Below are 12,658 nucleotides of genomic sequence, written 5' to 3'. Positions count from 1 at the left end.
CCCCATGGACATGTACACGGGTTATGCCGAAGTTCACGGCGCCGCTGCCACCTGCAGCGCCGCCGATGAGCAGCGCCATCTGCTGGCCTACGTCCCGCTGGTCAAGCGGATCGTGCGCCAGCTGACGTCGCAGATCGGCGCGGCCGTGGACCGCGAGGACATGGAACAGATCGGCCTTCTGGGCCTGCTCGACGCGTTGCGCCGCTATGGCGGAGCGCCTGACGGGAAGTTCGGCTCCTATGCCTCGATCCGCATCCGCGGCTCCATCCTCGACGAGCTGCGCCGCCAGGACTGGCGCCCGCGCTCCGTGCGCCAGGACAGCCACCGCATGCGCGATGCCGTGCGCGCCCTCACGCGCCGCCTGGGCCGTGCGCCCAGCGACAGCGACATCATGGCCGCGCTGAACATCTCGGCCGCCGAGCTGCAGGAGTACCGCCTGGCGGAAAACGCCGAGATGCTCGTGAGCTTCGACGAGATCCTGCAGGAACTCACCCACATGCCTTCGGCCAGCCTGAGCCCCGAAGAGGCCCTGATGGACCGCCGCAGCCTGGAGCAGGCCCTGGGCACGCTCGATGAACGCGAGCAGCGCGTGGTCCAGCTGTACTACGAGTTCGATCTCAGCCTCAAGGAAATCGCCGCCGTGCTCGAACTCACCGACGCACGCGTGTGCCAGATCAACAAGGGCGCCCTGCGGAAGATGAAAGCCTTCCTGCAGGACGCCTGACCCCACCGAGAAGACCCATCCCATGCAAGCCCTTGTCGGCATCATCATCGTTCTAGGCTGCGTGTTCGGCGGCTTCATGCTGCACGGCGGCAGCTTCAAGGTCATCTGGCAGCCGGTGGAGCTGCTGATCATCCTGGGGGCAGGCCTGGGGGCCATCGTGCTGGGCAACCCCAAGCATGTGCTCTCGGAAATGGTGCTGCAGCTCAAGAAGGTGGTGGGCCGCAAGAAGCCCGGCGAGGAGTTCCAGCGCCAGCTGCTGCTGCTGATGTACGAGCTGCTGCAGACCGCTGCCGGAGGCCTCAAGGCCCTGGACGCCCACGTCGAGGCGCCCCACGAGAGCGAGCTGTTCCAGCGCTACCCCCTGATCCTCGAAGAGCCCAAGCTGCTGCACTTCATCGTCGACAACTTCCGCCTGATGGCCATGGGCAAGATCAACGCCCACGAGCTGGAGGGTGTGCTGGAGCAGGAGCTGGAGGCGATCTACGAGGAGCTGTCGCAGCCCGCCAAATCGCTGGGCAAGATCGCCGAAGCCATGCCGGGCTTCGGCATCCTGGCCGCGGTGCTGGGCATCGTGATGGCGATGAGCTCGGTCGCCGACGGCGCCGGCACGGCCGAGATCGCGGTGATGGTGGCCGCGGCCATGGTCGGCACCTTCATCGGCATCTTCTTTTGCTATGCGCTGTTCGACCCACTGGCGAACATGATGAAGCAGATCGTGCACGAGGAGCTGGCCGCGCTGGAATCGGTCAAGGTGGTGCTCGTGACCCATGTCTCGGGCAAGCCGCCGCTGCTGGCCATCGACGCCGGCCGCCGCCTCGTACAGCTGAACATCAAGCCCAGCTTCGCACTGCTCGAAAGCTGGATCGACAACATGCAGAACGCGGACGCCGCCGACCGCACGCCCGGAGAACGCCGTGCAAGCTGATGGCAACGCCAGCAAGGCCGGCAAGGGCGACGGCCACCACCCGACCGTCGTCAAGCGCGTCTCGCGCAAGGCGCACGACGAGGCCCACGGGGGCGCCTGGAAGGTGGCCTTCGCCGACTTCTGCCTGGCCCTGCTGTGCCTGTTCCTGGTGCTGTGGCTGCTGGCCTCGCGCAACGCCGAGCGCAGCGAGGAGATCCTGCGCACCACGGGCGGCAAGATGTTCGACGAAGGCGCGGGCCACAAGATCCACACCTTCACCACGGCCCAGGGCAGCCTGATCCCGCGCGAGCCCGTGCCTGCACAGGGCGTGGTACGCCAGCCCCGCCAGGCCTTCACCAACGGCGGCCAGGGCCTGCAGCCCGGCGCGGCCCCGGTGCGCTACGACACGGCGGCCGACCTGCGGCAGCTGGCGGCCATCCTCATGCGCATGAGCGAGGACGCCGGCCTGGCCAACAACCTGCAGGCCATCATCACGCCCTTCGGCCTGCGCGTGATGCTGCACGACACCGACAAGCAGGGCATGTTCGAGCGCGGCAGCGTGGTCCCCACCGAGCGCTTTCGCCGCCTGCTGCGCAAGATGGGCCCGGTGTTCGCGCAGATGGAAAACCAGATCATCGTCGTGGGCCACACCGACTCCCTGCCCTACGCCGATGGCGACATGGGCCCGGTCTCGAACTGGACGCTGTCCAACAACCGCGCCATCGCAGCGCGCTACCACCTGCTGGCCGGCGGCATGCCCGCCGGCACCACGCTGCAGACCGTGGGCATGGCCGACCGCGCGCCCTTCGACACCAAGGACCCCAAGGCCGACACCAACCGCCGCATCGAGCTGCTGGTCCTCACGACCGAGCATGCACGCCACATGGCGGCCATGTTCGGAGCCCCCGAAACGGTGACGCCCCTGCTGCCCGGCGTGGACTCCACCGTGCCGAACCGCGAGTCCCTGACGGCGCTGCGCGAAACCCTGACCGCCCGCTGAACGCCATGGAAACCAGAATCCGAGGCCCCCGCATGAAAATCACCTCCACCGGCATCACCGCACTGCCCGCCGCCGCGCCCGTGGCAGACACCAGCGCCGCGGCCCCCGCGCAGGCCGCCGCTTCGCCCGATGAACCCACGCGTGCCTCGGGCGTGCTCGAGGCGGCCCAGTCCGCCCTGCGCGCCCTGCCCGAGATCGATGAGGCCAAGGTCGCCGCCGTGCGCGATGCGCTGGCACGCGGCGAGATCCGCTTTGACGCGGGCAAGCTCGCGGGGCTGATCACGCGCTACCACGGAGGGCGCGAATGAGCCGGCCCGGCCTTCTGCCGCAGTTCGTGGCCGACATGGACGCCGACCTGCAGCGCTACCGCAGCCTCCAGGCGCTGCTGCAGGAGCAGTTCACGGCCGCGCTGCGGCACGACAGTGCCGGCCTGCTGGAGTTGAACGAGCGCATCCTGGCCCTGGTGGCCGAGCTGGACCAGCGCCGCGAGCGCCGCAGTGCGCTGCTCGTGCAGTTGCTGTCGCCGCAGAGCCCGGCCACGCTGGACGCGCTGATCGAGCGCCTGCCGCCCGCCACGCGCGGCGTGGTCCGCACACGCAGCCAGGCACTGGAGCAGCTGGTGCGCGACTGCAAGGAGCGCAACAGCCGCAACGGCCGCCTGATGACCGACCAGCAGGCCATCCTGCAGCGCGTGCTGCGCGGCAAGGAAGAAGACACCTATGCTCAGGCCTGACACCACGCTGGCGCGCATCGCCATGCCTGCCGTGGCGCAGCCGCTCCTGCCCGCGCAAGGCCAGGGCCAGGGTGGCCCCTTCGCGGCCGTGTTCCGCCAGGCCCATGCCGAGGTACAGCGGGTGATCGAGCAGGGCTGGCCCGGTGACGCCCTGCCCGCCATGCGCCCCGAAGCCTGGGTGCACCGCGCGCAGGCCTCGGCACCAGCGGTGGCGGGCAGCGCCCCGCCGTCCCTGGGCGCACAGCAGCAGGAGTTCCTGGCCAGCATCGCCCCCTGGGCCCGACAGGCAGCCCAGACCCTGGGGGTTTCTGCCGATCTGGTGTCGGCCCATGCGGCGCTGGAATCGGGCTGGGGCCAGCAGCCGCTGCGCGATGCCGCAGGCCAGAACACCCACAACCTGTTCGGCCTCAAGGCCCAGGGCGGCTGGCAGGGCGCACGCGCCGAGGCGCTGACCACCGAGTACGAGGACGGCACGGCGCTCAAGAAGACCGAGGCCTTCCGCAGCTATCCCGACTACGCCAGCGCCTTTGGCGACTATGCGCGCCTGCTGCAAGGCAGCCCGCGCTACCGCGCCGCGCTCAACACCGGTGCCGACGCCCAGGCCTTCGCCCAGGGCCTGGCGCGCGGCGGCTACGCCACCGACCCGGGCTACGCGGCCAAGCTCGTGCGCCTGGCCGAACAGATTCAGTCGCGGGACTGATCGCCCATGGACTGCTGCCCCATGCTCTCCGGCTCCACCACCCCTGCCTCGATGACGCGCGCGCGGATCACCTTGCCCGTGCCGGTGTTGCGCACGCGCACGACCTGGTCGCGCCGGCCCGGCTCCAGCGCCTCGCCGGGCACCTGGACTTCGATGAGGCCGTTGCGCGCAACGATGCTCACGCTGTCGCCGCGCTTGAGCAGCAAGGGCTGGACCAGCCAGCGCGGCGACACCACCTGGCCGCTGCGCAGTGCACGCGTGCTGGCCTGGCCGACGGCCGCATCGATCGACGGCAAGGCATCGGCCATGTCAACCAGGGTGCGCCGCTCCTGCGCCAGATCGGCCTCGGCCATGGCCCGGTTGGCCTGCACCGGTGCCGCCGCCACGACCACGAGCGCGGACACATCGGCCCGCACGATCCATTCGCGCTGCCAGCCCGCACTGCCCGGGCAGGTGGCGGCAAAGCGCATGCGGCTCAGGTACCGCGTTTCCACGGCCTCCACGGCCACCGCCTGGGCGCACGCCGCAGCCGGCGCGGTGCCGCCGCGTTCGACCAGGCTGAGCTCGAACTGGGGAGCCACCAGCCCCTTGACCGTGGCCTGCTCGGCCAGCCACTGGCGTGCCGCGGCCTCCACGCGCTGCGCCGGTGCCGACAGGGGCGCGGCAGACAGGGCCAAAGGCCCCCACAGCAGCCCCGCACATGCGGCCCCGGCCCACCAGCGGCCATGAACGTTCTTGATGGACATCAGAAGAAGAGGATCAACATGGGAATTCACTTTGACAAGGCCTTGGGCGTGCACGCCGATGCCCTGCGGTTGCGGGCGGATCGTACCAAAATCATCGCCTCGAACCTGGCCAACGAGAGCACGCCGGGCTACCAGGCGCGCGACATCGACTTCGCTGCATCCCTGGGCCAGCGCCAGGCCGGCGAAGGGCCCCTCGCGCTCGACACGGGCGATGGCGATCTGCTCTACCGCGTGCCCAACCACCCCTCGCAGGACGGCAACACCGTCGAGCTCGGTGTGGAGCAGTCGCTGTTCTCGCAGAACGCATCCGACTTCCAGACCAGCCTGACCTTCACCAACATGAAGCTCAAGGGCCTGGCCAAGGCCATCGCGGGGCAGTAAGCCATGGCCTTTCGCAGCATCGCCCAGATCGCCGGCTCGGCCATGACGGCCCAGACCGTGCGCATGAACACCATCTCCAGCAACCTCGCCAACGCCCAGTCGGCCGCGGGCACCGAGGCCGGCGTCTACCGCGCGCGCAAGCCCGTGTTCTCAGCCATCGCCCAGCCCGGCGCGGACGGCCAGGTGGCCGGCGCCCGCGTGCAGGTGCTCGACGTGATCGAGAGCACCGAACCCGCGCGCAAGGTCTATGAGCCCGGCAACCCGCTGGCCAACGCCTCCGGCGAGGTGTTCTATTCGAACGTCAACTCCGTGGCCGAGATGACCGACATGCTGTCGGCATCGCGCGCCTTCGAAACCAATGTGGAGGTACTGGGCCGCGTCAAGGCCATGCAGAACTCCCTGCTGCGCCTGGGTGAGGGCTGATCCATGGAAACCAATTCGACATCTTCCGCAACCCAGGGCAGTGGCGCGACCGGCAGCAATGCCATCTCCAGCGCGCTGGGCGGTGGCGGCTCGGTCTCCGACCTGTTCGTCAAGCTGCTGGTGGCCCAGATCCGCAACCAGAACCCGCTGGAGCCCACCGACCCGAGCGAATTCGTGGGCCAGCTGACCCAGCTGAGCCAGATGGAGGCGCTGCAGAAACTCACCGAGCAGGGCACGACCGCTGCCAGCCTCATGGCCAGCACGCAGATGCTGACCCTGGGCTCGCAGGTCGGCTCCTCGGTGACCGTGCAGACCGACACCCTGGCCGTGAATGGCCAGCCCATTGCGCTCGGCTTCCACCTGAACAGCAACAGCGCGCAGACCACGCTGGTGCTCACCGGCAGCGATGGTGCCAGGCACCGCGTGGAGCTGGGCACGCACAACACGGGCGACGTGAAGTACACGCTCGACCCCACCGCACTCGGCCTGGCACCCGGCAAGTACGGCGTGCAGGTGGAGACCAGCACCCAGGAAGCCCCTGCCATCGAGGTCACCGGCGAGCTCACCAACGTGCGCCTGACCGGCAGTGGCAGCGCCCTGCTGACCGTTGCCGGCGCCGACCAGGTCCAGCCGGGCCTCATCACCGCGTTCAACGGCAAACCCGCCACCGCCACCCCCTGAACCCCAAGGAATCGCCATGAGCTTCGAAATCGCCCTGTCCGGTATCAACGCCATCAACACCTCGCTGGACACCATCAGCAACAACATCGCCAACTCCGGCACCTTCGGCTTCAAGGCCAGCCGCGCCAACTTCTCCTCGATGTACGCGGGCACCCAGCCCATCGGCGCCCAGGTCGGCTCGCTCACGCAGAGCATCGACGTGGGCGGCGGCGTGCTGACCACGGGCCGCGCCATGGACGCCAGCATCCAGGGCCGGGGCTTCTTCGTGACCAAGGACAGCGCGGGCGCCCTGCTGTACACCCGCGTGGGCATCTTCTCCACCGACAAGAACGGCGCCCTGGTGGACGCCTCGGGCCGCAAGGTCCAGGGCTACCCCATGGTGCCGGGCACGACCACCCTGGGTGCCTTTGGCGATATCACCGTGCCCACGGGCCAGGTGCCGGCACAGGCCAGCACGCAGATCAAGTACGTGGGCAACCTCTCGTCCGACTGGACCGTGCCCGCCGTGGCGCCCTTCGCCCCGGCCGACCCACTCTCCTACAACAGCTCCATGGTCTCCGTGGTGTACGACTCGCTGGGCGCCCAGCACACGGTCACGCAATACTTCGTCAAGTCGGCCACGCCGGGCCAGATCGATGTGCACTACACGGTGGACGGTGGTGCCCCCGCAGCGCTGCCCAACCTGACCTTCGGCCCCGACGGCCAGCTCACCAGCCCGGCGTCGGCCACCGTGCCGGTGATCACCCTGATGCCCGCGGCGCAGGACCTGAACATCACCATCAACTACGCCGGCACCACCCAGTACGCGGGCGACACGACAACCACGGTGAACTCCACCGACGGCTATGCCTCGGGCACGCTGACGGGGGTGGAGCTGGCCAAGGACGGCTCCGTCGTGGCCCAGTACAGCAACGGCCAGAAGCAGAGCGTGGGCAAGATCGCGCTGGCCACCTTCCCCAACGAAAGCGCGCTCACGGCCGTGAGCGACACCAGTTGGACCACCTCGGTGGGCTCGGGCAACGCGCTGTATTTCACGCCCGGCACGGGCATGACCGGTGACCTCACCGTGGGCGCCATTGAGCAGTCCAACGTGGACATGACCTCGGAGCTGGTGAGCCTGATGTCCTCGCAGCGCAACTACCAGGCCAACACCAAGGTCATCTCGACCGAGAACGAGATGATGCAATCGCTGATGCAGGCCATCTGAGGCTGACGCGCCATGGACGCCCTGATCTACTCCGCCATGAGCGGCGCCGAGCGCACGCTGCACGCGCAGCAGGTGCGCGCGAACAACCTCGCCAACGCCGCAACCAACGGCTTTCGCGCCGACCTGGAACTGGCGCGCAGCCAGTCCGTGCAGGGCTATGGCTACAGCGCACGCCACCTGGCCGAGCTGCAGGCGAACGCCGTGTCCACGCGCTCGGGCACCCTCACCGCCACCGGGCGCGACCTCGATGCCGCGGTCTCGGGCGATGGCTTCTTCGCCGTGGCTTTGGGCGATGGCGAGGGCTATACGCGCAACGGCGCCTTCGTGGTGGACGCCAACGGTGCCCTCATGCTCAACGGCCGCCCCGTGCTCGGCGACGGCGGCCCCATCGTGCTGCCGGCCCATGTGCGCGTGGCGATCTCGGAGAACGGCACGGTGTCGGTGCAGCCCGAGGGCGAGGCCGACCTGCAGCCCGTGGACCGGCTCAAACTGGTCAAGCCCGAGGCCGCCACCCTGGCCAAGAACACCGCCGGCTTCGTGGTCAGCCGCGATGGCCAGCCGCTGCCGGCCGACGACACGGTGCGCGTGCGCGGCGCCCACCTCGAAGGCAGCAACGTCTCGGCCGTCGAGGAGATGGTCGCCTCCATGGGCCTGAGCCGCGACTTCGAGGTCCACATGCGCCTGTTCAAGGTGGCCGACGACATGGCCGCCAACGGCAACCGCCTGCTGCGCGAATAACCCCTTCACACACCCTTTTTAGACTAGGAGCCCCCATGAATCCCGCCCTGTGGGTCAGCAAGACCGGCGTCCAGGCCCAGGACGCCAAACTCCAGGCCATCGCCAACAACCTCGCCAACGTCAACACCGTGGGCTTCAAGCGCGACCGCGTGGTCTTCGAAGACCTGTTCTACCAGGTCGAGAAGCAGCCGGGCGCGCAGATCGACGAGAACCGCAACTCCGCGGCCGGCGTCCAGTTGGGCAGCGGCACGCGCCTGGTGGGCACGCAGAAGGTGTTCACCACCGGCAACCTGCAGACCACGGGCCAGTCGCTCGACGTGGCCATCGTCGGCAACGGCTTTCTGCAGGTCGAGCTGCCCAATGGCGAAGCGGCCTACACGCGCGCTGGCCAGCTCTCGGTGAATGCCGATGGCCGCCTGGTGAACGCCCAGGGTCTGGCGCTGCGCCCCGAGATCACGGTGCCCGCCAACGCCAGCGGCCTGACCATCCTCGAAAACGGCACCGTGCAGGTGTCGGTGAACGGCAGCACCACGCCGACCGCGCTGGGCCAGCTCACGCTGGCCAACTTCGTCAACCCGGTGGGCCTGCTCGCACTGGGCGACAACCTGTACCAGGAAACCGTGGCCAGCGGTGCACCGAACGAAGGCTCGCCCGGCGAGGAAGGCCGCGGCAAGCTCAAGCAGGGCGCGCTCGAAGGCTCGAACGTGCAGGTGGTCGAGGAGATGGTCGACATGATCGCGACCCAGCGCACCTACGAGATGAACACCAAGGTGCTCTCGGCGGCCAACGAGATGATGCAGAACCTCGCCCAGGCAGCGCGCTGATGGCTGCCCATGCATCCATGGGCCTGCTCGCCCTGCTGGCCAGCCTGCTGCTGGCCGGCTGCGAGACGTTGGCCACCGGGCCCAAGGTGGAGCTGGAAGAGCCGCTGGTCACCATGCCCGTGGTGCGGCGCGGCCAGTCGGGCGGGGTGTTCTCGCCCGAGCACAGCTCCACACTCACGGCCGACAGCCGCGCCATTCGCGCCGGCGACGTGCTCACCGTGGTGCTGCAGGAAACCACCCAGGCCAACCGGCGCTCGGGCACCACGCAGGGCAAGAACAGCAGCGCCGCCATCGCCTCGCCCGTGCTGCTGAACCAGACGATCAAGGGCCAGATCGGCACCGATGCCCAGCGCTCGTTCGACGCCAGCAACACGGCCACGCAGCAGAACACGCTGCAGGGCGCGATCACCGTGGTGGTGCACGAGGTCCTGCCCAACGGCCTGCTGCACATCCGCGGCGAGAAGAGCCTCACGCTGAACAACGGCGAGGAGTTCGTGCGCGTGAGCGGCTATGCGCGCGTGGCCGACATCGACACCGACAACCGCCTGTCTTCGCAACGCATCGCGAACTCGCGCATCACCTATTCGGGCCGCGGCGCCCTGGGCGACACCCAGCAGCCCGGCTGGCTCACGCGCTTCTTCAACAGCCCGCTGATGCCCTTCTGACCCCACCGCCCACCATGACGACGATGCTCCGCCCCCTCCTCCTGCTCTCCACCCTGCTCCTGGGCCTGGCGCCCCAGGCGGCACTGCCGGCCCAGAACCTGCGCAACCTCGTGCAGATCGAGGGCGTGCGCGAGAACCAGCTGATCGGCTACGGCATCGTCGTCGGGCTCGCGGGCTCGGGCGACAGCACCCAGGTGCGCTCGGCGGGCCAGTCGGTGACCAATATGCTCAAGCAGTTCGACGTGAAGCTGCCCGAGGGCAGCAACGCCGCCAAGACCAAGAACGTCGCCACCGTGATGGTCAGCGCCGTCTTTCCGCCCGGCTACCGCAAGGGCCAGACCATCGACGTGAACGTGTCCTCGCTGGGCGATGCCAAAAGCCTGCGTGGCGGCGTGCTGCTGCTGGCGCCGCTGCGTGCGGCCAACGGCGACACCTATGCGCTGGCCCAGGGCAATGTGGTCGTCGGCGGCCTCAGCGCCCAGGGGGCCAGCGGCTCCAGCGTCACGGTGAACACCCCCACGGCCGGCCGCATCCCCAACGGCGCCACCATCGAGCGCGAGATCGAGACCGACTTCGACACCCGCCCCACCGTGCGCCTGAGCCTGCGCCGCCCCAATTTCCAGACCGCGACCAACATCGTGGACACCATCAACCGGCGCTTTGGCAGCATTGCCACCACCACCGACGCCACCAGCATCGAGGTGCAGGCCCCCGCCAACCCGACCCAGCGCGTGGCCTTCGTGGCGCGCCTGCAGGCGCTGAACATCGACGTGGGCGACGAGGTGCCCAAGGTGATCTTCAACTCCAAGACCGGCACCGTGGTCATCTCCCAGGGTGTCACGGTGCGCCCGGCGGCCGTCTCGCACGGCAGCCTCAAGGTGGTGATCAGCGAGTCGTCCCAGGTCAGCCAGCCCAATTCGCTGGGCCGTGGCGAGACCATGGTCACGCCGCAGTCGCGTGTGCAGGTGGAGCAGGGCAACAGCCGCATGTTCCGCTGGCCGCCCAGCGCCAAGCTGCAGACCATCATCGACACCATCAACAGCACCGGCGCAACGCCGGACGACATCATGGCCATCCTGCAGGCGCTGGACCAGGCCGGTGCGATCAACGGCGAACTGATCGTCATCTGACATGGAGCACCGCATCCACGCCCCCTCTTCACTTCTGCCGGGGCAGGCCCATGGCGACACCATCGCACCCGCCGCGGACGCGCAGTACCGCGCCCGGGCCGAGCAGGCTGCCGTGCGCTTCGAAGGCCTGTTCATCTCGCAGATGCTGCAACAGATGCGCAAGAGCGCCAGCGAGATCGCGGGCGAAGACGGCCTGTTCCAGCAGCGGCGCAACGACATGCTCGACTACGCCGACACCCTGGTGGCTGACCAGCTCGCCAGCCAGCGCGCCTTCGGCATCGCCAACACGCTGCTGCTGCAGTTGCTGCCCGCTGCGGGGCCCGTCGCGTCCGCCACGCCAGCGGCGCTTAATGTTTCGCACCCGCCGGTCGCCCTCAAGCCCTAAGACTCTCCAGGGATTGTTTTCATGAGCATGCTCACCAACGCGCTGTCGGGCGCACTTGCCGCGCGCACCGCGCTCACGGTCACCAGCCAGAACGTGGCCAATGTCATGACGGTGGGCTACACCCGCCAGGGCGTGGTGCTGACCGCGGCCCAGCCTTCGCGCTCGGGCCCGTTCGCGGCCGGCGATGGCGTGAACACGCCCGCGCTGATCCGCTTCAGCGACGACTACAAGAGCCTGCAGATGTGGCAGGCCGCCTCCAACCAGGGCCAGCACGCCTCCACCCAGCCCTACCTGACCCAGCTCGAGCAGGTGATGGGCGATGACAGCGCCAGCATCAACGCCGCGCTGGACGGCTTCTACAGCGCCCTCAATGCCGCCAGCGTGGAGCCCACCTCGAGCCCCCTGCGCCAGCAGGTTCTCAGCGCGGCCGATGCCCTGGCCAAGCGCTTCAACAACCTCAACCAGGTGCTGGCAGGCCAGCGCAGCGCCGTGAACCAGCAGCGCACGGCCACGGTTACCCAGGTGAATGCGCTGAGCGCCGACATCGCCGCGCTGAACCAGAAGATCGCGGCCGCCTCGGCCACCGGAGCCAGCCCCTCGGGCCTGATGGACGAGCGCGACAACAAGATCGACGCCCTGTCCGCCCTGGTGGGCCTGCAGGTGGTGAACCAGCCCGACGGCACGCGCGACCTGGCGCTGCGCAGCGGCCAGCCACTGGTGGCCGGTGCCATCGCGGGCACGCTGGAGGTCGAGACCGACGCCAGCGGCACGCAAAGCCTCAAGGTGGGCTTCGCCAAGGAGACCTTCCGCGTGCGCAACGACAACCTGGGCGGAGAGCTCGGCGGCCTGAACGATTTCGAGGGCCAGGCGCTGGCGCCTATGCGCACCGCCATCTCCGACCTGGCACGCGAGGTGGCGACCCAGTACAACGCCGTGTTCCAAAGCGGCTATGCGATGAACAGCACGGCGGCCACGCCCGTCAACGGCAAGGCCTTGTTCGTGTACGACGCATCGAGCTCCAACGCCATGCTCACGCTCAACCCGGCGATCACGCCGCAGGACCTGGGCTTTTCGTCCAACCCGGGCCTGCAGGGCAACAGCGACAAGCTGATCGAGGCCATCAACCTCAAGAACCAGCCGGCCACCATCACCTCCCTGGGCACCGTGCTGCTCGGCGATGTCTACACCCAGCTGGTGAGCCGCCTGGGCACGAGCAGCCAGCAGAACAGCACCGCCCTGTCGGTGGCCGAGACGGTGCGCGTCTATGCCGAGAGCAACTGGAAATCCACCAGCGGCGTCAACGAGGACGAGGAAGCCATCAACCTCGTGCAGTACCAGCAGATGTACCAGGCCAACATGAAGGTCATCGCCGTGTCCAACGAGCTGTTCGACAGCACGCTGGCCATGCTCTGAGACA

17 protein-coding genes are annotated in these 12,658 nt (G+C 68.7%); 16 read left to right on the top strand and 1 reads right to left on the bottom strand.

The features are described 5' to 3' along the window. Positions 1 to 4: 4 nt before the first annotated feature. From fliA to flgJ, 6 genes are read left to right on the top strand one after another with little or no spacing between them, the layout of a single operon-like run. Positions 5 to 724, top strand: a complete 720-nt coding sequence (fliA, locus tag HNP48_RS26065; RefSeq protein ID WP_184862660.1) for an RNA polymerase sigma factor FliA — start codon at positions 5 to 7, stop codon at positions 722 to 724. Between the two features lie 22 nt (positions 725 to 746). Further along, positions 747 to 1,649 carry a flagellar motor stator protein MotA gene (motA, locus tag HNP48_RS26060; protein WP_184862658.1) on the top strand — a complete coding sequence of 301 codons (903 nt, stop codon included), beginning with the start codon at positions 747 to 749 and terminating at the stop codon, positions 1,647 to 1,649. Next, positions 1,639 to 2,628, top strand: coding sequence for a flagellar motor protein MotB (locus HNP48_RS35690; protein ID WP_184862657.1), 990 nt, complete (start codon positions 1,639 to 1,641; stop codon positions 2,626 to 2,628). The genes motA and HNP48_RS35690 overlap by 11 nt, the downstream gene beginning before the upstream one ends. 32 nt (positions 2,629 to 2,660) lie before the next feature. Then, a complete protein-coding gene (gene flgM, locus HNP48_RS26050) occupies positions 2,661 to 2,936 on the top strand; it encodes a flagellar biosynthesis anti-sigma factor FlgM (protein ID WP_184862655.1) in 276 nt (91 codons plus the stop codon). After that, the gene (locus tag HNP48_RS26045) at positions 2,933 to 3,361 is read left to right on the top strand and encodes a flagellar protein FlgN (RefSeq protein WP_184862653.1); all 429 of its coding nucleotides are present in this window, start codon (positions 2,933 to 2,935) and stop codon (positions 3,359 to 3,361) included. Before flgM ends, HNP48_RS26045 begins: the two co-directional genes overlap by 4 nt. After that, on the top strand, positions 3,348 to 4,061 hold the full coding sequence (gene flgJ / locus HNP48_RS26040) for a flagellar assembly peptidoglycan hydrolase FlgJ (RefSeq protein ID WP_184862651.1): 714 nt from the start codon (positions 3,348 to 3,350) through the stop codon (positions 4,059 to 4,061). Before HNP48_RS26045 ends, flgJ begins: the two co-directional genes overlap by 14 nt. Here flgJ and flgA read toward each other — a convergent pair. Then, on the bottom strand, positions 4,046 to 4,807 hold the full coding sequence (flgA, locus tag HNP48_RS26035; RefSeq protein WP_260420391.1) for a flagellar basal body P-ring formation chaperone FlgA: 762 nt from the start codon (positions 4,805 to 4,807) through the stop codon (positions 4,046 to 4,048). The genes flgJ and flgA overlap by 16 nt on opposite strands. 18 nt (positions 4,808 to 4,825) lie before the next feature. On the opposite strand from flgA, the gene flgB reads away from it, so the two are divergent. The 10 genes from flgB to flgK are packed head-to-tail and all read left to right on the top strand — an operon-like array spanning position 4,826 to position 12,654. Next, a complete protein-coding gene (gene flgB, locus HNP48_RS26030; protein WP_184862649.1) occupies positions 4,826 to 5,188 on the top strand; it encodes a flagellar basal body rod protein FlgB in 363 nt (120 codons plus the stop codon). Between the two features lie 3 nt (positions 5,189 to 5,191). Beyond that, positions 5,192 to 5,611, top strand: a complete 420-nt coding sequence (gene flgC, locus HNP48_RS26025) for a flagellar basal body rod protein FlgC (protein WP_184862646.1) — start codon at positions 5,192 to 5,194, stop codon at positions 5,609 to 5,611. A 3-nt stretch (positions 5,612 to 5,614) separates the two neighbouring features. After that, complete coding sequence (locus tag HNP48_RS26020) at positions 5,615 to 6,292, top strand: flagellar hook capping FlgD N-terminal domain-containing protein (RefSeq protein ID WP_184862644.1); 678 nt, start codon at positions 5,615 to 5,617, stop codon at positions 6,290 to 6,292. 16 nt (positions 6,293 to 6,308) lie between these two features. After that, a complete protein-coding gene (locus tag HNP48_RS26015) occupies positions 6,309 to 7,499 on the top strand; it encodes a flagellar hook protein FlgE (RefSeq protein WP_184862642.1) in 1,191 nt (396 codons plus the stop codon). A gap of 12 nt (positions 7,500 to 7,511) precedes the next feature. Continuing rightward, positions 7,512 to 8,237, top strand: a complete 726-nt coding sequence (locus HNP48_RS26010; RefSeq protein WP_184862640.1) for a flagellar basal body rod protein FlgF — start codon at positions 7,512 to 7,514, stop codon at positions 8,235 to 8,237. A gap of 35 nt (positions 8,238 to 8,272) precedes the next feature. After that, positions 8,273 to 9,061 (top strand): flagellar basal-body rod protein FlgG, encoded by a 789-nt coding sequence (gene flgG / locus HNP48_RS26005; protein ID WP_184862638.1) that lies wholly within the window; start codon positions 8,273 to 8,275, stop codon positions 9,059 to 9,061. Continuing rightward, positions 9,061 to 9,726 carry a flagellar basal body L-ring protein FlgH gene (gene flgH / locus HNP48_RS26000; protein WP_221480354.1) on the top strand — a complete coding sequence of 222 codons (666 nt, stop codon included), beginning with the start codon at positions 9,061 to 9,063 and terminating at the stop codon, positions 9,724 to 9,726. The genes flgG and flgH overlap by 1 nt, the downstream gene beginning before the upstream one ends. A gap of 23 nt (positions 9,727 to 9,749) precedes the next feature. Beyond that, positions 9,750 to 10,856 carry a flagellar basal body P-ring protein FlgI gene (locus HNP48_RS25995; protein WP_184862866.1) on the top strand — a complete coding sequence of 369 codons (1,107 nt, stop codon included), beginning with the start codon at positions 9,750 to 9,752 and terminating at the stop codon, positions 10,854 to 10,856. A 1-nt stretch (position 10,857) separates the two neighbouring features. Further along, on the top strand, positions 10,858 to 11,241 hold the full coding sequence (locus HNP48_RS25990; RefSeq protein ID WP_184862636.1) for a flagellar biosynthesis protein FlgJ: 384 nt from the start codon (positions 10,858 to 10,860) through the stop codon (positions 11,239 to 11,241). Between the two features lie 21 nt (positions 11,242 to 11,262). Then, a complete protein-coding gene (gene flgK, locus HNP48_RS25985; RefSeq protein WP_184862634.1) occupies positions 11,263 to 12,654 on the top strand; it encodes a flagellar hook-associated protein FlgK in 1,392 nt (463 codons plus the stop codon). Positions 12,655 to 12,658 lie beyond the last annotated feature (4 nt).

Source organism: Acidovorax soli (assembly GCF_014207955.1).
Lineage (GTDB): Bacteria > Pseudomonadota > Gammaproteobacteria > Burkholderiales > Burkholderiaceae_C > Acidovorax > Acidovorax soli_A.
This window is presented reverse-complemented; position numbering and strand designations above follow the sequence as displayed.